The sequence below is a fragment of the Pseudoalteromonas shioyasakiensis genome (genome assembly GCF_024518675.1).
GTDB classification, from domain to species: Bacteria; Pseudomonadota; Gammaproteobacteria; order Enterobacterales; family Alteromonadaceae; genus Pseudoalteromonas; species Pseudoalteromonas shioyasakiensis_B.
This window is the reverse complement of the sequence record NZ_JANIGL010000002.1, coordinates 763,645-784,346: the sequence shown is the minus strand read 5'-3', so window position 1 is coordinate 784,346 and position 20,702 is coordinate 763,645. Positions and strand designations below refer to the sequence as shown.

Genomic DNA, 20,702 nt, shown 5'->3' with positions numbered 1-20,702 from the left:
GTGTATTACTTAAGGACATTAAAAACCGAGCTTACATGCTCGGTTTTTTACAGTTCTCTAATAAGGCTTGCCAGAAATCGATGCCTTTACGGCGCGCTAAATTGATATTGTGTTCAGGGATTGACTCTGGCTCATTATATTCATCTAACGCTGCGCTCATACTGGCTTCACGTATTAAATGCAAAGTGGGGAAAGGCGACCTATTTGTGTAATTTGCCGCATCGCTTTCATCGCTATCAGCAAATACATAATCAGGATGAAAGTTCGCTATTTGGTACTTTCCTTCAAACCCCTGTGCGACTAGCAGTGCATTTGCTAAATCAACTAAATCTAAAAACTCCTCAAAATCAATAAAGCCTTGCTCAAACATGATAAGTGTTGTTTCGCGCTCAGCTAAGGAATTAAGTTGATTACACTGTTCAAGCATTTCCATCACCGCATCATCGATGCTGACACTTTGGCTGGTATAGTAATGAATACAATTGTTTTCAACTTCTTTTCGTGCAAATGGGCAAAAGTTATATTTTACTATCACATTTGACACCCATTGACGAGTTTGTAACTCAGCTACTGAGACGGTTTGATTATTCATAATTTAATATACTGATTAATGATAGAAATTGTTCGCGCAATAGCGCCTTGGTTGTGGAGTAGGCATTTATTGGCTTGTATGCCTAGTGCTTTACATAATTCTGGTTCGTTTTCATATAGGCAAAGTTGTTTGTAGAGTTCGTCGCTATTTTTAACTTGCTTACAGCCCCCAAGCGCTACTAGTTCTGGGTAAACATGATTAAAATTATAGGTGTGCGGACCGGTTAATGCCCCTACAGAAAATGCAGCTGCTTCGAGTGGGTTATGACCACCACGTTCAATTAAACTGCCTCCGATATAACTCACATTAGCCATACCATAGAGGCACTGTAATTCTCCTAGGGTATCAGCTAACAATACTTGCTCAGTAGTATAATTATCTTCGCTCCTGCGGCTAAATGTTAGAGCTGAATCAGTGAGTAGGTCGGCAACGTTATTAAATTGTTCTGGGTGGCGGGGAGCTATAACAAGTAATGCATCCGGCACTTTTTTCAGTAAACGTTGGTGAACATTTAAAATAAGTTCATGTTCAATAGGGTGTGTAGACCCCGCGACCCAAATAAAGCGCTGCTGATTATATTGAGTCTTCAACCTGCTCACTTTATCTTGCTGGGCTGTATTGGGTTGAATATCAAATTTAATCGATCCCGTCACATTTACTTTTTCAGTTGCAAGCCCTAGCTCAATAAAACGTTGGGCATCTTGTTGGTTGTGGCTGGCAAGGCTGGTAATTGAACTCATAATGACATTCGTTAAAGGTTTTACTTTGTTATACCCTTGTTGTGATTTAGCTGATAAACGCGCATTTAATACAAGTACAGGAATGTTTCTGTTATGGCACTGTGCCATTAAGTTTGGCCAAAGTTCAGTTTCTAAAATACACAGTGCTTGTGGTTTTATACGCTTTAAAAAGCGGGCCGTTGCCAATGGAAAATCGAGCGGCAAGTAAAGTGCTTGCACCGAATTCTTAAAGTTATTGATAATTTGTTCGCGACCTGTTGGCGTGTTGCAAGTGACAGTAATTGCTAAATTTGGATGCTTTAATTGTAGTTGTTTTATTAATGGCGTAGCAGCAAGTACCTCACCCACTGAGGCGCAATGTATAAGTAATGGAGAGATCCCTTGCGTTGCCACTAAGCCAAAACGCTCAGCAAAGTGATGACGATACGCAGGATTTTTTTTACCCCTTATTCCATACAGGTAAAAAACAATCAGTGGGCTTAATAAATAAAGAATAAGCGAATAACAAAAACGTGCCATTTTTAAGCCTCAATTAATAAAGGGTAATAATAACGTGGATATCTAATAAGCTAAATATGAAATTGTTAAAAAGCGTTATTAGAGAGAGTTTTCAGTGTTTAGTTTGCCCTTATTTGGTAATATTTGGCCACTTATTAGAAAACTTGTGATGTTATGGAATTCAAATTTATAAAAGCAGCGCTAGTAGCCAGTTTTTTAACGGGCACATTTCCCGCTCTTGCAAGCCCCACCGCATATTTACCAATAGGCATGGATGCACAACTTGATCACCAACTTGATACCTTATTTGCGCTTACATCGGGTACGCCGATGGCAAAGCCTTACCGTCTCACTGAGGTAAATGCGGCACTTAATCAGTTACAAAGTACCGAGCCTGCTCTAGTAAGTGCAATACGTGCAAAAATAAAACCTTACCAAGGCACTGATAATATCACCCGCGTTGGTGTTAAGTTACGGGTTGATGGTGATAAAAGTGTAAAGCTTGCCAATCAACGTGGAGTTAGCTCTGATGAATGGGGGCAGGTGTTTTTTGAAGGTATTTGGCGACCGAACGATTATATGTTGATGCAAGTTGGCGCTGATTACCGCGCTAATCAAAATAAATTTACCAACTATAATAGTTTTATTAGTTTTGCCGGTGACGACCTACAGCTAAATATTGGCTATAAAGAACATTGGTTTTCGCCTTTTAAGCAATCAGCACAAATTATTTCAACAAATGCGCGTACCTCGCCATCTATTTCGTTAGGTATGGTGGCACCAGCACATAACTGGTGGAACTTTGATTTTGAGCTTTATTACTCTGAGCTTGAACATGTAGAAAAAGGCATTTTATATCAAGATGAATTGCATGATGGAACGCCAAAACTCGCAGGAACACATATTAGTATCGAGCCAGTAACAGGCTGGAAAATTGGCTTAAACCGTATGATGCAGTTTGGTGGTGGCCCCCGTGAAGTTGACTTTTCTGATGTTGTTAAAGCGTTTTTTGATCCTGCAGGCAACGATAACGCAGCCATGGTTGAAGGTGGTAGGGATAATGAGTTAGGTGATCAATATGTCACTATCACAAATAGCATAAACTTTAATTGGGGGATGCCTGCGGAGTTTTACTTCGAGTATGGCGGAGAAGATACTAAAAATCATAAGAATTATCAGTTTGGGAATACGGTCGCGAATGTAGGCTTATTTTTACCTCAATTGACCAAAGCATTATCATTTAGGTATGAATATACCAATATGCATAGCCTTTGGTATGTAAATGCAGTTTACCCTGTTTACGGGAATACTAAAGATGGGTTTAGTACGGGTCATTTTGCCGCTGATCAACGTTATTTGGAACAGCATGCTGACAGTGTTTCGAGTGTGTATGCAGATGCGCCTCCTACACAAGTACACTCTGTTGAACTTGTGTATAATGATAATTACAGTTCTCTTTGGCGCGCAAAAATAACCAGCATTGAAAATGAAAGTAATTATTTAAATGAACTTGGTCAAACGACGGCGAATTATGAAAAAGCCATAGAGCTACAAATTAGTAATAACCGCCAATGGCAAGATTACAATATTGAAACCACACTGACTTACGGTAAAGATGTATTCGGTGATGATTATACTTGGTTATCCGTAGCACTTTTTTGGTAATTAATGGTCTTAAATATCTTTAAGTAATTAAAATACCGTAACAAATTTGAGAGAAACAATTATGTCTAACACTGACTCAGTAGCAGATAGCTACCTTGAAAGCTTAACACGTCATCAAGCTTTGTTTGAAGCAATGGAAACGTATCACCCACAAGTGATGCAGTTACTTGAAGTGTGTCATAGCGTATTGCAAGCCGGTGGTAAAGTCGTGTGGTTTGGTAATGGGGGAAGTGCAGCTGATGCTCAGCATTTAGCTGCAGAGTTTGTTGTGCGTTATAAATTAGAGCGTGGCCCTTTGGCATCCATTGCACTGACAACAGACACTTCGATTTTGACGGCGCATAGCAATGACTATCATTTTGATACTGTGTTTGAGCGTCAAGTGCAGGCGTTATGTAAACCAGAAGATTTAGTGATTGGCTTAACGACATCAGGTACCAGCGCTAATATTAACTTGGCATTGGCAGCTGCAAATGAAATAGGTGCTTACACTGTTGCTTTAACAGGTCGTGATGGTGGTAAAGTAAAAGATATTGCGAAATTACCCATTATTATTAAAGATAATGAAACTGCACGTATCCAAGAGGCGCACATGTTTATTGGCCATTGGTTATGCGAAGCCATTGATATGGTTGTAGCGGAGCAAGAATAATGGATCTAGGGCTACTTAAAAATCTATCTAACGCGAAGATACTCGTTGTTGGCGATGTTATGCTGGATAGGTACTGGCATGGCGATTCAGGGCGTATATCGCCAGAAGCGCCGGTGCCAATTGTGAAAGTGAGCAAATTTGAAGACAAAGCCGGTGGCGCTGCAAATGTAGCTAAAAATATAGCCCGATTAGATGGTAAGGTTGGTCTACTGGGTTTAATTGGTGAAGATGAAAGCGGGCAAATTCTCGAAAATATCTTAAATGATGAGAGTATAGATTCACAGCTTGTTAGTGTGTGTGACTTACCTACGATTTCAAAAATGCGTGTTATTAGTCGACACCAGCAAGTTGTGCGATTAGATTTAGAAGAAAAGTTTACATCGCAACATAGTCAGCTGCTATTAAACCGCTTAGAGCTTGTATTAGAGCAATATGATTTTGTGTTGTTTTCTGATTATGATAAAGGCTCGTTGAGCCTGATTCAAAAAATGATACAAGTCGTAAAAGCTGCGGGCAAGACGGTACTAATTGACCCTAAATCATCAGATTTAAGTCAGTATCGTGGTGCTGATTATATTACCCCTAACTTAAACGAGTTTAAACTTGCTGGTGGTCAAACCGATTCAGAGCAAAGTCTAACGGATAGTGCTAGACAACTAATTAAAGATGCGGGTATAGCGGCAATGCTATTGACTCGCTCTGAGCAAGGTATGTCTTTGATAAGTGTCGATGAAAAATATGACTACTCTGCACAGCAACTTGAAGTAAGCGATGTCACAGGCGCGGGCGATACTGTTATTGCAACGTTAGCAGTAATGCTTGGAGCCGGTATGCAGCCAAAAGATGCGGTAGAAATTGCAAATCTTGCTGCTGGCATTGCGGTTAGTAAGCTTGGCGCTGCAACCGTGTCACCAGAAGAATTAAGTCGTAAGTTGGGTCAATATTTACAAAAAAATGGCGAGCATTATCAAACACCATTTGATGATGTATTGCAGCATATAGAGTTTGCAAAACAAAATGGTGAAACAATTGTATTCACTAATGGTTGTTTTGATATTTTACATGCTGGTCATGTCCGTTACTTAGCGCAAGCAAAAGCTCGGGGCGACCGTTTAGTTGTTGGTTTAAATAATGACGAGTCTATTGCGCGTTTGAAAGGTCCAGAAAGACCTATTAACCCACTTGATGAGCGTGCAATGGTATTGAGTGCATTAGCTTCTGTCGATTGGGTTATTCCGTTTGGCAGCATTGATGAAAATGACACGCCGGCAAAATTAATTGAAAAGATCAGCCCTGATATTTTGGTTAAAGGCGGGGATTACACCGTTGAGCAAATCGCGGGTGCTGAACACGTATTACGCCACGGTGGTAAGGTCGAAGTGCTGGAGTTTTTAGACGGTTGTTCAACTTCTAAAGTGATCAGCAAAATTAAAGCTTAACTATACCTTTAGAGCTGACTGGTAAGTTGCGTGTAGCTGCTGCCAGTCACTTTTCTGCCAATGCATTACTGGGTTGCGATCAAGCTCTTTTTCAAATGAGCGTAGTAAGCGCGATATATTCGCTTGCTGCCATTGCTCTTGAACGGGTTTTATTTCACCTCTATCGAAATCAATAATATACACAGCGCCTGTGCTGTCGAATAATATGTTATTTATATTCAAATCTGCATGATAAACACCACTGCTGTGGAACTGCGCTATAGTGTTACCTATTTTTATTAACTCATCAGCTGTTAAAGCGCGTTTTTTCAGTACATCAAGTAAACTTTGTGCACCCTCTATTGCTTGAGTGATAATATCTCCGCGGTAGATTAAACCGTGTTTTGTCACCTTTGCGGTTATAGGTTTGGGCACGTTTAGACCCATTTCACAAAGCTGCATCATTAAAGCAAACTCTTGGAAAACGCGAGTTTTTTCAAGGCCAATGTATAAGTACTGATCGCTTAAAAATTTACCTACTAAGCCGCCACGCCAATAATGTCTGAGCACTGCCGTTAACTCGTTATGACAAAAAAACCATGCGGTAGCTCGGCCTTTTTTACTACCGACTATTTTTTTTTGCTGTTGCCAATATTCAGCATCAAACCAATTTAAGCTAATTTGAGCACTGTACTCTGGGTGGCTCAATATGATGTGTTGATTGATTGTTTGTTGATTAAACATGGCTTATTTACTTTATTGCAAGTGATATCGCTATCTTAACGTGTTTTAAAGGTAAGCATAAGTACTTGCAATAGTGGGAGGTTGATTTAAGATCACACTAACTAGTTAATAAAGTGAATAATGCCTGTGAGCCAGACTGCAAACTATTCAGATATCTGTATTTTACGACTTTCAGCAATTGGAGATGTATGTCATGCAGTTTCCGCGGTACAAGCAATTCAAAAAGCACAACCAAACGCTAAGATTACATGGGTTATAGGAAAGGTAGAGGCTATGTTGCTTGCTGACCTGCCAGGTGTAGAGCTGGTTGTTTTTGATAAAAAGCAGGGCAAGCAAGCATTTGAACAACTAAAACAACAATTTAAAGGTCGCAAGTTTGATGTGCTCTTACACATGCAAGTCGCTTTACGCGCGAATCTTGTGGCACGCTGTATTCCAGCAAAGGTTAAAGTCGGGTTTGATTGGGCGCGCGCTAAAGAATTTCACAGCCTATTTATCAATAAGCGCATCGCGGCACAGACGCAAGCACATGTGCTTGAAGGTTTTAAAGGGTTTGCAAAAGCGATAGGTGTACCTGACTATGAACCTAGTTGGGCTATGCCGGTGACAGAACAAGATCAAACCGTAGCTGATGAGTTACTCGGGGCTGAACGTCTTGCCAGTCCTATTTTTGTGATATCGCCAGCTGCGAGTAAAAAAGAGCGCAATTGGTTACCTGAGCGATATGCTGCCCTTGCAGAACATGCTCATAGCCAAGGATTTCGAGTTGTGATTACTGGTGGTCCAACTGAACTTGAAATTGAGCTGAGTGAGCAAATTATTAGCTACGCTAACGCACCTATCTTAAACTTAGTTGGAAAAACAAAACTTAAAGAATTGTTGTGCGTTCTTAATCGGGCTTCATTGGTTTTAGCACCTGATACGGGACCTGCTCATATGGCGGTAACCGTTGGCACACCGGTTTTAGGTTTATATGCTCATTCAAACCCAAAACGCACAGGGCCTTACTTGTATCAAGATTATGTGGTTGAGGTTTATCACCAAAACTTACTCAAGCAAACCGGAAAAACAGCAGAGCAAGTAGCTTGGGGGACACGGATTAAGGGGGGGGATTTAATGAGTCAAATAACGGTTACAGACGTCACTTTAATGTTTGATTTGGTTGTTAAAAAAGAGCAACTGCTGACAGGTAAGGTTAGTTAATGTCAAATAAAGCGCTGTTTTTAGACCGTGATGGTGTTGTTAATGTTGATCATGGTTATGTCTATGAACCTGAGAAGTTTGAATTTGTCGACGGCGTATTTTCTGCCTGTAAGGCGTTTGTCGATGCGGGCTATAAACTCATTATTGTGACAAACCAATCTGGCATTGGGCGAGGTTATTACACTGAGGCTGATTTTCATGCACTTACAGATTGGCTTATAGGGCAGTTTGACAAGCGTGATGTTACCGTCAGTGGGGTTTACTTTTGCCCTCACCACCCGAAAAAAGCATTACCTAGATATTTAAAAGAGTGCGATTGTCGTAAACCTGCCCCCGGAATGCTGCTACAAGGTATTTATGAGCACCATATAGATGCTTCGCAAAGCATTATGGTGGGAGATAAGCTCAGTGATATGCAAGCTGCGAGTAACGCGAATATTGCAACTAAAGTGCTTGTACGCTCAGGACAAGCGTTTGATAGCCAAGCTATCGATGCGGCAGATCATATTTGTGACTCGTTAGCGGCTTTACCCGCCATACTTTTATAACTAGGATAATGTGTAAATAGGCAACATAAGTTGTCACCCCCAATATGTGCGATGAACTACAAACAGTGCATTTAGTTGGCTAAACTTTTACAATAGTCCCAATATGTGATCAGCGATAAAACTAACGCTTGATTACCCGTTCAATTATTTGGAGATTTCAGATGAGAGCATCTGCGTTTTTTAGCCAGCTTCAGCAGCAAATTGATGAAGTAAAAGCCGAAGGCCTATATAAAAGTGAGCGAGTGATCACCTCGCAACAACAAGCACAAATTCAAGTTGCCTCTGGTGACAAAGTTATTAACTTTTGTGCCAATAACTACTTAGGCTTAGCTAACAGCCCTGAGCTAATTGCTGCCGCACAACATGGTCTTGATGAGCATGGTTTTGGAGTTGCATCAGTACGTTTTATCTGTGGTACGCAAGACATTCATAAAACACTTGAACAAAAAATTAGTGAGTTTCTTGAAACCGAAGACACGATTTTATATTCATCTTGTTTTGATGCCAATGCAGGCTTATTTGAAACTATCTTAGGCCCAGAAGACGCTATCATCTCAGATTCTTTAAACCATGCTTCAATCATTGATGGTGTGCGTTTATGTAAAGCCAAACGTTTCCGTTATGCTAACAACGATATGGCAGATCTTGAAAAGCAATTAATTGCAGCGGATGAGGCGGGTGTTAAAACTAAGCTCATCGCAACAGATGGCGTGTTCTCAATGGATGGAGTCATTTGTAATTTAGAAGCGCTTTGTGATTTAGCAGATAAATATGATGCATTAGTGATGGTTGATGACTCGCACGCTGTGGGTTTTGTCGGCGAAAACGGCAAAGGCACACCAGAGTACTGCGGTGTGTTAGATCGCGTTGATATAATTACAGGTACTTTAGGTAAAGCATTGGGTGGTGCATCCGGTGGTTATACTTCAGGTAAAAAAGAAATTGTTGAATGGTTACGTCAACGCTCGCGTCCTTATTTATTCTCAAATTCACTTGCTCCTTCAATTGTTACAGCCTCAATTAAAGTGCTTGAAATGCTAGCTGATGGCAGTGAGCTGCGTGCTAAATTGTGGTCAAATGCTAAGTATTTCCGTGAGCAAATGGAAGCCGTTGGTTTTACCTGTGCAGGTAAAGACCACGCGATCATCCCTGTTATGCTAGGAGACGCAAAAGTTGCCTCAGCTATGGCTGACAAACTCCTTGCTGAAGGTATTTATGTCACGGGGTTCTCTTTTCCGGTTGTACCAAAAGGCCAAGCTCGTATCCGTACACAAATCTCAGCGGCGCATAGTATTGAACAACTAGATACTGCAATTGCTGCCTTTACCCGCATTGGTAAAGAAATGGGTGTTATCTAATTAATTATTTTAAAGCCGTGATGTTATCGCGGTTTTTATTGAGTGTGTGATCATGAAAGCATTATCAAAATTAAAAGCAGAACCGGGCATTTGGATGACAGATGCACCTAAGCCTGAAGTAGGCCATAACGATTTATTAATCAAAATTCGTAAAACGGCTATTTGTGGTACCGACGTACATATTTATAAATGGGATGAGTGGGCAAAAAACACTATCCCAACCCCTATGGTTGTGGGTCATGAGTATGTCGGCGAAGTAGTCGATATGGGCCAAGAAGTACGCGGCTTTAATGTCGGTGATCGCGTTTCTGGTGAGGGTCATATTACCTGTGGTCATTGTCGTAACTGTCGAGCTGGACGTGTACATTTATGCCGTAATACCACAGGTGTCGGTGTAAATAGAGAAGGCGCATTCGCTGAGTATTTAGTGATCCCTGCTTTTAATGCATTTAAAATTCCTGATAATATTAGCGACGAGTTGGCATCAATTTTCGACCCGTTTGGTAACGCTGTTCATACTGCGTTGTCGTTCGATTTAGTGGGTGAAGACGTGCTAATCACTGGTGCAGGTCCAATTGGTATCATGGCTGCAGCAGTTGCTAAGCACGTAGGTGCTCGCCACGTAGTAATCACTGATGTAAATGAGTATCGCTTGGAGTTAGCCCGCAAAATGGGTGCTACTCGCGCTGTAAATGTTGCCAACGAAAAGCTAGAAGATGTAATGACCGACCTTGGTATGACCGAAGGGTTTGATATTGGTCTTGAAATGTCAGGCGTGCCATCGGCATTTAATGCCATGCTAAATAATATGAACCATGGTGGTAAAATTGCCATGCTCGGTATTCCACCATCAGATATGGCGGTTGATTGGAACCAAGTTATTTTTAAAGGTTTAGTGATCAAAGGTATTTACGGTCGTGAAATGTTTGAGACCTGGTATAAAATGGCCAGTCTTATTCAATCAGGGTTAGATTTAGACCCAATCATTACTCATCAGTATTCAGTGGATGACTTCCAAGCAGGCTTTGATATGATGATTTCAGGCCAATCAGGTAAAGTTATCCTTAATTGGGACTAACTTTTCTAATATGGAAGAAGGCGGCCTTATAGCCGCCTTTTTTATCAGTTAAAAAGTATTATTTTAAGAGGCAGCAATGGCATTTAAACATATTTCAATCGCCCAAACTCAAGAGTTACTTAATAAAGAAGACGTGGTGATTGCAGATATTCGTGATCCTAATTCATATCAAGCAGGCCACATTCCCGGCTCTGAGCACTTGTCGAATACGAATATTGGCGAATTTATGATGAATAAAGAGTTTGATCAGCCAATCATTATTGTTTGCTATCACGGAATGAGCTCCCAAGGTGCTGCTAACTACTTATCAGAGCAGGGGTTTGAAGACGTGTATAGCATGGATGGTGGTTTTACACAGTGGGAAGTGCAATTACCGGAGCTAGTTGAAAAATGATAGAGCTTGGCAGTATTAATAATCCACGTGCGGCGCAAGGTTTTATCGACTACATAAAAAGCCAAGGGCTAAGTGGTGAGTTACGCTCAAGTGACGGTCAAAATGTGATTATTTGTATTGCCCCTGAGCATTTTCACCAAGCTCAACCTTTGTGGCAAGCGTTTGTTGAAAACCCCAATCATGCACGCTATCAAGATGCATCATGGCAAGTTGGTAACACGCAATCTGCTCTTAGTTACCAAGGTCAGTCACTTAATTTAAAAGAGCGATTTAAGGCTCTCAGCTGGCTCAATCAAACCGTCACCTTATTATGTATAGGAATTTATGTTGCCTTTTTACTCGGTGGTTTTGAGTCAATTTATGGTGTATTACAATTTAATCCTAATCAACCCCTCACGTGGTTGACGCCTGCGATAGTGCACTTTAGTGCGATTCATTTAATTTTTAATATTATCTGGTGGATTTCGTTAGGTGATGGTATTGAAAAGCTTGCTGGTAAAAGCACTTTAATTGGGTTGTTTATAGTAACGGCTTTGTTTAGTAATTGGGGTGAGTATTTAATGATAGGCCCTAATTTTGGTGGTTTGAGTGGCGTAGTTTATGGTTTGCTGGGTTACTGTTGGATTTACAGAGCGCTCAATCCGCAACAGCCTGCTTTGGTGAGTAACGCAGTCATTGGTTTTATGCTTATTTGGGTTATATTAGGGTTTGCCAATATGCTACCTGTGAATATGGCTAATTGGGCGCATCTAGGTGGTTTACTTAGCGGCATGGCTTATGCCTATACCGCGCAGCTTTTTAAAACTAGTGATAAAGGTATTTAGTAAATAATACTTCGCGAATGATTTCTTGCCCTGTTTCTTGTTTAAGCAGGGTTTTTAATCGCTCTGCACAGCGTTTACGAATTTCTTCTCGACCTGTTAGTGACTTGATATTTTCTTCAGGCTCTTTTGATAAAATTTCTACTAAGGCATCGCGTAATAGCGGAGTGTGGTGCTCTACTACGGCAATATTAGCCATATCGGTAAGCATTAAATCTACAGTCACGCGAACATATCCTAATTTCTTATTATTCTGCGCGATGTAATTTGCAATGATGTCAGGCTCAAAGCCAAAGTAACCCACGGTAGATTCTGCACGGCTGGTAAAGCTGGCTAGTAAGCTAAATGATAATGTAATTATTAAAATGCCTGAGTAAAGCGTTTTTTTCATATTGAGTAGAGTAATTCATATTTCATGCTACCAGTTTATACGTAATACTGATTAATATACAGGCTGAAAGGGCTATTTGTTATTGAATATCTTCAATTACTTTTTCCATAGCTTAGGCAGTGTTATCATTTGCACGGTTTTTATTAAATAGAGCTATTGTGATTACATTTCCTCTCTCCCTGACAGCTAGCTGGCAACGTGGTAACACAGTTACAACACTTTCACAGCAAGAGCAAAATTGGTTGCTTGAACCAAACTCTCTTACGGCTAAGTTAAAGCGCCATGGTCGTGATTTCTCAGTTCAAGTATTGAGTGAAAAGCGTTTCAATTTAAGCCCACAGCAGCAGCAATTACTTGATTGCCATTTATCGGAAGGTATTAACCGTGAAGTGTTACTTTGGTGTAATGGTGAACCTATGGTTTATGCGCAAAGCTGGTTACCGGTAACGCAAAACATGCAACAGCAGAAGTTGCTTGAACTCGGTGATAAACCATTAGGAGATGTGATTTTTCAGCACCCTGAATTAAAGCGTACAGAGATAGAAATTGCGCGTTTTGACTGTCATCATGCAGTGCAACAGCTAATTGAGCAACCTGCACAAAGTATTAAACCTTTATGGGCTCGCCGTAGTGTGTTTTCATTAGCACACAGCCGTTTTCTAGTATGTGAAGTATTTTTACCTAAGGCATTTATATACCAATGAGATTAGCCGCGTTAAAGACTGTCAACATCCCATATTACAAACAATTAATGCGTACCGATAAACCAATTGGCACGCTTCTCTTGTTATGGCCAACATATTGGGCTCTATGGCTGGCCAGTGACGGCATACCAAGCTTATTAAACTTTATTGTGTTTAGTTTGGGTGTGTTTGTTATGCGCAGTGCAGGCTGTGTGATCAATGACTACGCTGATCGTAACATCGACGGCTCTGTAAAACGAACAGCGCAGCGCCCATTGGCTGCTGGGCTTGTCAGCAGTGGCGAAGCGCTTAGCTTGTTTGTACTATTAATAGCCATAGCATTTATATTGGTATTGTTACTCAGCGGGCAAACAATATTACTCTCTGTTGGCGCGTTAATACTTGCGTTTAGTTATCCGTTTATGAAGCGCTATACAAATTTACCGCAAGTAGTTTTAGGTGCTGCATTTAGCTGGGCTATTCCAATGGCGTTCATGGCGGCAAGCGGCCAGGTGCCTTTAACTGCTTGGTTATTGTTTACGGCAAATGTTATTTGGACAGTCGCATACGATACAATGTATGCCATGGTAGATAGGGATGATGATTTAAAAATAGGCGTAAAATCGACGGCAATTTTGTTTGGTCGCGCAGATAGAGCAATCATATTGTGTTTAAATAGCTGTTTTATAGCATTGCTTTGCTATATTGGCCTAAGTGAACAACTTGATACACCGTATTGGCTTAGCATAGTGGTCGCATCTGGGTTTTTAGCTTATCAGCAGGTTTTGATTCATTCTCGTGAACGTGCTAGATGCTTTAAGGCATTTTTAAATAACCATTACGTTGGTTTAGTCATTTTCGTTGGTTTAGTGGCGTCCTTACCCCTAAACTTGTAAATTTCATCGCTTGTGTTTAGTTTACTAGCGCGGCGGATCAATTACGCCGCTAATAGAGGCATTCATCCTGAACCATCCGGCTATGGAGTAGCGCTCATCACCTGCAGGTAATACTTCATGCATAAAGCGCTCGCTTTCAAACATAACCAAAGTGCCAGCCTGTGGCTTTATGCATACTTCGACTTGCTTTGTTTTTGGCTTATAGATGACTAATTCGCCACCAGCTTGCGGAGTGTTTAAATAAAGCACAGTAGTAAAAACGCGATTAGAGCGACCTTTAAATGCATCATAGTGCTTTTTGTAAAAGTCACCTGTAAGGTACTTTGCATAGTGGCATTCATAATCAAATAATCCTAAAAAGAAATTACGATTAAGTACCACCCTCATTTCTGCCATTAATGCTAAATAATCCAGTTGGGCTTGGCTACTACCATCAAACCAGTATGTTTTATCTTTACGGATATTTTTATTAACCTGCAAATCGTTTTTGCGGCCAATACCTGCGATGCTAAACTCGGGATTAATGCGGTAGCAATCAAGCATTAAGCTTGCGATTAAACTTTTAGTAATTGCATTATGAATAATTGTGTAGCCACGGCTTTCAATATCATCTAAATAGATTTCAGAAATGAAATGAGCGTTCATTTTATATACTAAATACGAGAAGGTGCGCCAGTTTAGCGTAAAAGAAGATTAAAGCGAGTTTTTTATAGTTTAATGTAAAAAAAGCCTGAATGAATCAGGCTTCTAAATATACTATTCGCTAGCAGAGGACAGCGCTGTCTTTTCTATTAGTGATAGAAGTTGATTAATGTGCTCACCAGGAGAGATCTGCTGGCTGGTTTTCACAACTAATTGCTCGTGAGCCAAGTCTTTATTTGTTTTCAACTGGACTAATTCTGGGTGCTCTGCCACTGAGTTGGCATGTTCAATACTTGCAATCGCAAAGTGGTTAGATTTACATAGACCGTCCATTACTTGCTCGATACTGCCGACTTTGATGCTTGATGCTTTACTTAGACTGTCTATGGCTTCATTGAGCATGGTTTGAACTTGTTTGGATTGAGAAAAACAACCATACATAGGGTAATCGATAAGGTCTTGCTTACTGATATCACTTTTTTCAGCTAATGGGTGATGTTTAGATACAAACAGAATGAGCTGATCAGGTAAGTGGATATCCGTACCTATACTGTTTACAGCTTGCGAGCAAACACTTATATCAATTTCACCCAACTGTAGTTTACGAACGAGTTCACTTTGCTCTTGTAGTTGCATTTCTATCTTAACATGTGGGTATTGTGCTAAAAACTGACCACACGATACAGGAACAATAGCACTTGCTTTAGTCGTATACCCAATTATTAACTTCTCACTTGAGCAGCCATTGAATGATTGAAATAAGCTTTTTTTGGTCGTTTCTAAAGCCGTTAGGGTATTTTGTGCATAGTCTAAAAATAGCTCCCCTTCGGCAGTGAGCTTAACTGAGCGTGTTGAGCGTTTAACTAGCTCATAACCAACTTCATCTTCAAGGGTTTGAATGCTTCGTGTTAACGCAGAGGTACTAATTTTAGTGGTTTCAGCAGCCTGACGAAAGTGCCTTAGCTGACCTAATGCAACAAACTGTTCTAATTGTTCAAATCTCACTTTTATAGTCCTTTGTATAAGTAAGCCGCTCGATGGCGAACATAATCATTGAATTAATTTTAACAGATAGTAATGCATTGTACCTAATTTGAAAAGTCTATTTTTACACTAATGTTACAACTTTTAGTCAGGGTAGCGTTTATTTATCTCCAGAAAAAGTGCTAAGTTATTGATGAATATATCAACAAGTTGAGGGTCGAACTGTTTACCTCGTTGCTCTTTTATCAATGCTAGTACGTCTTCAATAGGCCAAGCCTTTTTATAACAACGATCACTGCCCAGCGCATCAAACACATCTGCAAGGGCTGTAATGCGTCCAACAATATGAATATCTTCTCCTGCGAGTTTATTGGGGTAACCGGTGCCGTCCCACTTCTCATGATGTAAATGAGCAATCATAGCGCCACATTTGAGTATTTCGTTGTTAGAATTTTTTAGGATCTCATAACCTATTTGTGCATGTGTTTGCATTATCTCCCATTCTTGGGCATCGAGCTTTCCGGGCTTATTTAAAATTTGATCAGGAATGCTGATTTTGCCTATATCATGAAGTGGGGAAGCGAGTTTGATAATCTCGCATTCAAAGCTTTTTAAACCCGAAAGTTTAGCGAGTAATTCACTATATAGCGCGACCCTTTTTACATGGGAGCCGGTTTCTTTTGAGCGTTTTTCAACAGCCTCACCCAATATATAAGACAGCTCTTTTTGCGACTCTTTTACAATTTCTCTTAATTTTAAATTATCGTAAGCAAGGGCTATGTGGTTGGCAAAAAATTCTAATAGTTGATGTTCAGTAGGTTCAAGCTGTGAACCCTTTCGAACGTAGAGCATGGTTTCTAAGCCAGCTTGAGTTGGAAAGTAACCAATATAGTCATGTTTAGTTTTACGAGACACCTTTTGGTTGTGGGTGTCGACAAGTAAGCTGTGTACATCATCGGGTAGTATATGGTTACTTGGCTCGGGTTCAACACCCGATGCGGCGAGCAACTTAAAGTCAGAGGCTGGAGAGGATTGATTATTTACCGCTGCAACACAATAAATTTCAGTCCCATCTAAGCCTGTAACATTGGAAACTTGAGATAAAATCGACGAGGCAAATTCTTGTATACTTTCGCACATCAAAAATGAGCTTGAAGCATTAATAATTTTTTCTAGGCCTTTTTTGTGGCGTTCAATAATTTGAATATCTCGATGGGCGCGAAGAGCTGAATACAACAAGGTTTTCATTTTTATTGCGGTAAGTTCTGTCTTGTTTTTATAGTCATTAATGTCGTAATCACGAATTACTGCTTCTTCAGGGGCCTCGCCCGGTTGCCCAGTCCTTAAAATTAAACGAATGTCATGATTGTTTAATTCATCTCGAATAAATTTAATAAGATCAAGACCTGCATGATTAGTTTCCATGACTACATCAATTAAACCAACAGAAAACGTAGTATTTTGTTGGAGCAGTGCTTTGGCTTCTTGTGCAGAATAGGCGTGATGAAAACGCAGGGGTCTATCTTCAAACTTAAAACCCGATAACACAAGTTTTGTTACCTGGTGGATATCCTCTTCATCATCAACAACAAGTATATCCCAAAATGATTGTTTTGATTGCGGTTGTGATTCGTTTGTGGTGTCACCTGAAAATAAAAAATCTGTCACATATAGCCCCTTAATTTAATACTTCATTTAAAGAGTATAGTGGCTGTTAATTAGTCTGTGTTGTCACTTAATGGTTTTTTTTCAATATTTTTTAGCTCTATTTCAATTGCATCACACGAAATATGTATTTCATAAAGTGATGTTAACAGTGACAAAGCTAAGCAGCCTAAGCTGATGCCAAATAAAATGATACCGGTGGTTTTAAACTCAATAAAAACCGCAAACATTGAAATTGTGCACAGTAAAAAGGATGCTACGCCATAAACTTGCATGGTTCTGATGAGTTTTATGCGTTTTCTTAAATTTGCGATTTGTGCAACTACGAGAGGTCGAATGGTTTCACCTTCTCGCGCATTTAATTCTCGTATTAATTGTGCTAATACTAAAAATCGATTGGTATAGGCTAACAGTAGTAATGATATGGCGGGGAAAAGTAAGCCTGGCGTGGTAAGTGTCATGATTATTCCTAAAAACAAATGCTTCTCTTAGAGTAGCTTAGGGGAATTTAGTAACAAAGTAAAAGCACCCGTAAAGATAAATAATATAAGCAGGAATTAATCTTATGAACAATGAACCATTTCGCTGGGTAACAGTATATAGCGCGGCAGATGCAGTTGAGGCGAATATTGTAAAAGGCTTGCTGTTAGGAAACGAGATAGATTGTCAGTTACTTGGGGAGTCATTGCAAAGTGCTGTAGGTGAAATTCCCTTTGCTCAAACTGAGGTGCGAGTACAGGTTTATGCGATAAAAGAGCGCCATGCGCGAGAATTATTGGTAAACTATAGTCAAGAACAGCAATCAGCTCTAGATTGGGTATGTCCCAACTGTAATGAGCATAATGGGTCAACATTTGAAATTTGTTGGTCCTGTAGGACTCCTAGGAATGACTAAAGCGAATAATTTTCAGCGAATTCGAGAGCTTAATTATTTACAACAAGCTGTATTAGCGGCTGCATTGATTGAGCGTATGCTACCTAATTATGGCTTGTTTAGTGAAGCTACAGGGTTTGGTGATGAAACAACGCTTCGCAGTGCACTGAATGTATGCTGGGAAAAAATCTTGCTCCCTAAAAGTAAAATTGATTTAGAGAAGCAAATTGAAAAAATTGAGCCTAATGTGCCTGAATTAGCCGACTTTGATATGTTTGGTACGTACCCTGCGATTGATGCAGCAACGGCTTTACTTGGTTTAATGCACGGCTTAATTACACAAGATGAAAGTGAATTTGTCAGTATTAGTAAGATATCACAAGCTACGGTTGCTCGTTTTATCGAATATCAATTAACTGTTGAAGGTGAAATTGCAGACAATAAAACGGTTCGTGAGCATCCGTTAATGCAATATGAAATTGAAGTACTCAGTGAAATGATTGATTTTGTTGAGCAAATGGGACGTGTAACGTCACAGAGCGTAAAAGCGCTGAAACAACATGCTATAGCCGACGGGCAAACCAACATCGGTTTAGCCTTGTAACACTTTTTCGTAGGAGAAAACAGCAGTGCGAATTTTAGGCATTGAGTCATCGTGTGATGAAACCGGTATTGCAATCTATGACGATGAGAAAGGGTTGTTAGCACATCAATTGTATAGCCAAGTAAAAGTGCATGCTGATTACGGCGGTGTAGTTCCTGAATTAGCCTCACGAGACCATGTACGTAAAACCTTGCCTTTGATTGATGCAGCGTTTGCCCAAGCAGGTTGTACTGCTGAGGATATTGATGGTATTGCATATACGGCAGGGCCAGGGCTTGTCGGAGCGCTGTTGGTAGGCACATCAATAGGACGCTCGTTAGCCTATGGCTGGAATATCCCCGCCGTTGCTGTGCATCATATGGAAGGGCATTTATTGGCACCTATGCTTGAAGATGATGTGCCTGAGTTTCCGTTTATTGCTTTGTTAGTATCAGGCGGCCATACCATGATGGTGAAGGTTGAAGGTATTGGCCAATATGAAGTGCTAGGCGAGTCGGTAGATGATGCAGCAGGTGAGGCGTTTGATAAAACAGCCAAGTTACTTGGCCTTGATTATCCAGGCGGTCCTCGTTTAGCTAAACTTGCCGAGCAAGGCGAGGCAAAGCGTTTTATTTTTCCTCGTCCTATGACAGATAAACCGGGGCTTGATTTTAGCTTTAGCGGCTTGAAAACGGCTGCAGCAATCACAATTCGTGATAACAATGATGATGAGCAAACCAAGGCCGATATTGCTCATGCATTTCAAACGGCAGTGATTGATACCTTAGTTATAAAGTGTAAGCGGGCATTAAAACAAACCGGAATTAAGCGCCTTGTAATAGCTGGTGGCGTAAGTGCAAATGTACAGTTGCGAGCGCAACTTGAACGAGTAATGCAGGGTATGAAGGGACAGGTCTACTATCCGCGTACTGAATTTTGTACAGATAATGGTGCTATGATTGCTTATGCGGGTATGCAGCGTTTAAAAGCAGGGCAATTTGCCAGCCTTGATATGAAAACGAAGCCACGCTGGCCAATTGATAGTTTAGAAGCTATTTAGGCTGCTCTTTGGTTGGTGGCTTTTTTTTGTCACCAACTTTAGGTTCTTCGCCGCTAAAAAGACGTTTTATATTACCATGGTGACGAATAATAATGAGCACAGTTAAAAATGTAACGGGCAAAGTGTAAAGCGGTTTAATCCACCAAGTATATATGGGAGCTAACGCTACGGCAGTGAGTGCCCCTAAAGATGAGTAGCGGGTGATAGCAACAACGGCAACCCAAGTCGATATTAACAACCCACCTAAAGTAAGACCAATAGGTAATAATGTACCAAATGCTGTGGCGACAGCTTTACCGCCTTTAAAGCGGAAAAATATTGGAAACATATGGCCTAAGCAAGCTGCCACTCCTATTAAGCCAAGCATCAGTGGATCAAGCTTTAAAAAGTAAGCTCCCCAGACTGGGATTGTGCCCTTAAGAATGTCAAATACCAAAACTAAACAAGCAGGAAAGCTACCACCTAAGCGATAAACATTTGTAGCACCAGGGTTATTTGAACCGTGAGAGCGAGGATCGGGTAGTTTGAATAGCCGCGACACTAGGATAGCCGATGAAATCGACCCTAGTAAGTAGGCTAAAACTAACATTAAAACGGCTATCACACGCTTCCTTATTTTTTAATCGCGCTTTTTCAGCTATCATTGGCCACAACTCAGGCCTAACATAAGCCGCAAAATAACATTGCATATATGTATGTTCAACAATGCAGCAATTATTTGCTGTACCCCTATGCCATTGTATGGGTAATTTTTACATAATAAAACACAGTTAAAGTATTAAAATGTTATAAACATTAATTATAGCGTGTGAAAACTCGGTAATTGAGTTTAAATTTTTCAATTGGAGCAGTTATGGATAAAGTTTTTATATCGCAACTACATGTTGACACTATCATAGGCGTGTATGATTTTGAAAAAGAAAGTAAACAGAGTTTATATTTCGATATAGAGATGCTTTGCGATATAAAACCAGCAGCCGAAACTGACGATATCAATTTGGCGTTAGATTACGCAAAAGTTAGTGAACGGATCATTGAACACAGCACAGCACAGCCTGTTGAACTACTAGAAACTTTAGTTGAACAGCTCGCGGTAATTATCCTAAATGAGTTTAATACTCAACAGGTTACCATAAAGGTGAGTAAGCCCGCAGCCGTTGCTCAAGCACAAACTGTTGGCGTACAAATTACGCGAATGAAGGCCACTAACTAG

At 40.3% G+C, this 20,702-nt stretch carries 24 protein-coding genes; 15 read left to right on the top strand and 9 right to left on the bottom strand.

What is annotated here, in order from left to right; all coding sequences use genetic code 11:
* Window positions 1–31: 31 nt before the first annotated feature.
* Window positions 32–592, bottom strand: coding sequence for a DUF1415 domain-containing protein (locus tag NQT69_RS09465; RefSeq protein ID WP_256827409.1), 561 nt, complete (start codon window positions 590–592; stop codon window positions 32–34).
* On the bottom strand, window positions 589–1,851 hold the full coding sequence (gene waaA, locus NQT69_RS09460; RefSeq protein ID WP_256827408.1) for a lipid IV(A) 3-deoxy-D-manno-octulosonic acid transferase: 1,263 nt from the start codon (window positions 1,849–1,851) through the stop codon (window positions 589–591). The genes NQT69_RS09465 and waaA overlap by 4 nt, the downstream gene beginning before the upstream one ends.
* Window positions 1,852–2,004: 153 nt before the next feature.
* Here waaA and NQT69_RS09455 point away from each other — a divergent pair, with 153 nt between their 5' ends.
* The 3 genes from NQT69_RS09455 to hldE all read left to right on the top strand — a co-directional run bounded on the left by NQT69_RS09455 (window position 2,005) and on the right by hldE (window position 5,586).
* Window positions 2,005–3,495 carry a capsule assembly Wzi family protein gene (locus NQT69_RS09455; protein ID WP_256827407.1) on the top strand — a complete coding sequence of 497 codons (1,491 nt, stop codon included), beginning with the start codon at window positions 2,005–2,007 and terminating at the stop codon, window positions 3,493–3,495.
* A gap of 61 nt (window positions 3,496–3,556) precedes the next feature.
* Entirely contained in the window at window positions 3,557–4,147 is a 591-nt protein-coding gene (locus tag NQT69_RS09450) for an SIS domain-containing protein (protein ID WP_256827406.1), read from the top strand.
* Window positions 4,147–5,586 (top strand): bifunctional D-glycero-beta-D-manno-heptose-7-phosphate kinase/D-glycero-beta-D-manno-heptose 1-phosphate adenylyltransferase HldE, encoded by a 1,440-nt coding sequence (gene hldE, locus NQT69_RS09445; protein WP_256827405.1) that lies wholly within the window; start codon window positions 4,147–4,149, stop codon window positions 5,584–5,586. Before NQT69_RS09450 ends, hldE begins: the two co-directional genes overlap by 1 nt.
* On the opposite strand, the gene NQT69_RS09440 is transcribed toward hldE, so the two are convergent.
* The gene (locus NQT69_RS09440; protein ID WP_256827404.1) at window positions 5,587–6,309 is read right to left on the bottom strand and encodes a 3-deoxy-D-manno-octulosonic acid kinase; all 723 of its coding nucleotides are present in this window, start codon (window positions 6,307–6,309) and stop codon (window positions 5,587–5,589) included.
* A 126-nt stretch (window positions 6,310–6,435) separates the two neighbouring features.
* Here NQT69_RS09440 and NQT69_RS09435 point away from each other — a divergent pair, with 126 nt between their 5' ends.
* From NQT69_RS09435 to glpG, 6 genes are all read left to right on the top strand, one after another.
* A complete protein-coding gene (locus NQT69_RS09435) occupies window positions 6,436–7,512 on the top strand; it encodes a glycosyltransferase family 9 protein (protein WP_256827444.1) in 1,077 nt (358 codons plus the stop codon).
* A complete protein-coding gene (gene gmhB / locus NQT69_RS09430) occupies window positions 7,512–8,060 on the top strand; it encodes a D-glycero-beta-D-manno-heptose 1,7-bisphosphate 7-phosphatase (RefSeq protein ID WP_256827403.1) in 549 nt (182 codons plus the stop codon). Before NQT69_RS09435 ends, gmhB begins: the two co-directional genes overlap by 1 nt.
* 161 nt (window positions 8,061–8,221) lie before the next feature.
* On the top strand, window positions 8,222–9,418 hold the full coding sequence (locus NQT69_RS09425; RefSeq protein ID WP_256827402.1) for a glycine C-acetyltransferase: 1,197 nt from the start codon (window positions 8,222–8,224) through the stop codon (window positions 9,416–9,418).
* A 52-nt stretch (window positions 9,419–9,470) separates the two neighbouring features.
* On the top strand, window positions 9,471–10,496 hold the full coding sequence (tdh, locus tag NQT69_RS09420) for an L-threonine 3-dehydrogenase (RefSeq protein WP_256827401.1): 1,026 nt from the start codon (window positions 9,471–9,473) through the stop codon (window positions 10,494–10,496).
* 76 nt (window positions 10,497–10,572) lie between these two features.
* Entirely contained in the window at window positions 10,573–10,890 is a 318-nt protein-coding gene (glpE, locus tag NQT69_RS09415; protein WP_099295066.1) for a thiosulfate sulfurtransferase GlpE, read from the top strand.
* Window positions 10,887–11,714: a rhomboid family intramembrane serine protease GlpG gene (gene glpG / locus NQT69_RS09410; protein WP_256827400.1), complete on the top strand. Its 828-nt coding sequence runs from the start codon at window positions 10,887–10,889 to the stop codon at window positions 11,712–11,714. Before glpE ends, glpG begins: the two co-directional genes overlap by 4 nt.
* Here the strand turns inward: glpG and NQT69_RS09405 are convergent.
* On the bottom strand, window positions 11,695–12,102 hold the full coding sequence (locus NQT69_RS09405) for a flagellar basal body-associated protein FliL (RefSeq protein ID WP_256827399.1): 408 nt from the start codon (window positions 12,100–12,102) through the stop codon (window positions 11,695–11,697). The genes glpG and NQT69_RS09405 overlap by 20 nt on opposite strands.
* Before the next feature lie 158 nt (window positions 12,103–12,260).
* On the opposite strand from NQT69_RS09405, the gene NQT69_RS09400 reads away from it, so the two are divergent.
* Both NQT69_RS09400 and ubiA read left to right on the top strand, forming a co-directional pair.
* Window positions 12,261–12,806 carry a chorismate--pyruvate lyase family protein gene (locus NQT69_RS09400; protein WP_256827398.1) on the top strand — a complete coding sequence of 182 codons (546 nt, stop codon included), beginning with the start codon at window positions 12,261–12,263 and terminating at the stop codon, window positions 12,804–12,806.
* Complete coding sequence (ubiA, locus tag NQT69_RS09395) at window positions 12,803–13,681, top strand: 4-hydroxybenzoate octaprenyltransferase (RefSeq protein WP_256827397.1); 879 nt, start codon at window positions 12,803–12,805, stop codon at window positions 13,679–13,681. The genes NQT69_RS09400 and ubiA overlap by 4 nt, the downstream gene beginning before the upstream one ends.
* Before the next feature lie 24 nt (window positions 13,682–13,705).
* On the opposite strand, the gene NQT69_RS09390 is transcribed toward ubiA, so the two are convergent.
* The 4 genes from NQT69_RS09390 to NQT69_RS09375 form a co-directional block, all read right to left on the bottom strand.
* Window positions 13,706–14,326 carry a 2OG-Fe(II) oxygenase gene (locus NQT69_RS09390; RefSeq protein ID WP_256827396.1) on the bottom strand — a complete coding sequence of 207 codons (621 nt, stop codon included), beginning with the start codon at window positions 14,324–14,326 and terminating at the stop codon, window positions 13,706–13,708.
* A gap of 111 nt (window positions 14,327–14,437) precedes the next feature.
* Window positions 14,438–15,328, bottom strand: coding sequence for a LysR family transcriptional regulator (locus NQT69_RS09385; protein ID WP_256827395.1), 891 nt, complete (start codon window positions 15,326–15,328; stop codon window positions 14,438–14,440).
* Between the two features lie 123 nt (window positions 15,329–15,451).
* Entirely contained in the window at window positions 15,452–16,975 is a 1,524-nt protein-coding gene (locus NQT69_RS09380; protein ID WP_256827394.1) for a DUF3369 domain-containing protein, read from the bottom strand.
* Between the two features lie 50 nt (window positions 16,976–17,025).
* Window positions 17,026–17,433, bottom strand: coding sequence for a DUF2721 domain-containing protein (locus NQT69_RS09375; protein ID WP_256827393.1), 408 nt, complete (start codon window positions 17,431–17,433; stop codon window positions 17,026–17,028).
* A gap of 104 nt (window positions 17,434–17,537) precedes the next feature.
* Here NQT69_RS09375 and NQT69_RS09370 point away from each other — a divergent pair, with 104 nt between their 5' ends.
* Genes NQT69_RS09370 through tsaD form a run of 3 tightly spaced genes read left to right on the top strand, consistent with a single transcriptional unit; the run spans window position 17,538 to window position 19,489 of the window.
* Window positions 17,538–17,867 carry a putative signal transducing protein gene (locus NQT69_RS09370; protein ID WP_256827392.1) on the top strand — a complete coding sequence of 110 codons (330 nt, stop codon included), beginning with the start codon at window positions 17,538–17,540 and terminating at the stop codon, window positions 17,865–17,867.
* Window positions 17,860–18,450 (top strand): YjaG family protein, encoded by a 591-nt coding sequence (locus tag NQT69_RS09365; protein WP_256827391.1) that lies wholly within the window; start codon window positions 17,860–17,862, stop codon window positions 18,448–18,450. The genes NQT69_RS09370 and NQT69_RS09365 overlap by 8 nt, the downstream gene beginning before the upstream one ends.
* Before the next feature lie 25 nt (window positions 18,451–18,475).
* On the top strand, window positions 18,476–19,489 hold the full coding sequence (tsaD, locus tag NQT69_RS09360) for a tRNA (adenosine(37)-N6)-threonylcarbamoyltransferase complex transferase subunit TsaD (protein WP_256827390.1): 1,014 nt from the start codon (window positions 18,476–18,478) through the stop codon (window positions 19,487–19,489).
* Here tsaD and plsY read toward each other — a convergent pair.
* On the bottom strand, window positions 19,482–20,093 hold the full coding sequence (plsY, locus tag NQT69_RS09355) for a glycerol-3-phosphate 1-O-acyltransferase PlsY (RefSeq protein WP_256827389.1): 612 nt from the start codon (window positions 20,091–20,093) through the stop codon (window positions 19,482–19,484). The genes tsaD and plsY overlap by 8 nt on opposite strands.
* A 249-nt stretch (window positions 20,094–20,342) precedes the next feature.
* Here plsY and folB point away from each other — a divergent pair, with 249 nt between their 5' ends.
* Window positions 20,343–20,702: a dihydroneopterin aldolase gene (folB, locus tag NQT69_RS09350; protein ID WP_256827388.1), complete on the top strand. Its 360-nt coding sequence runs from the start codon at window positions 20,343–20,345 to the stop codon at window positions 20,700–20,702.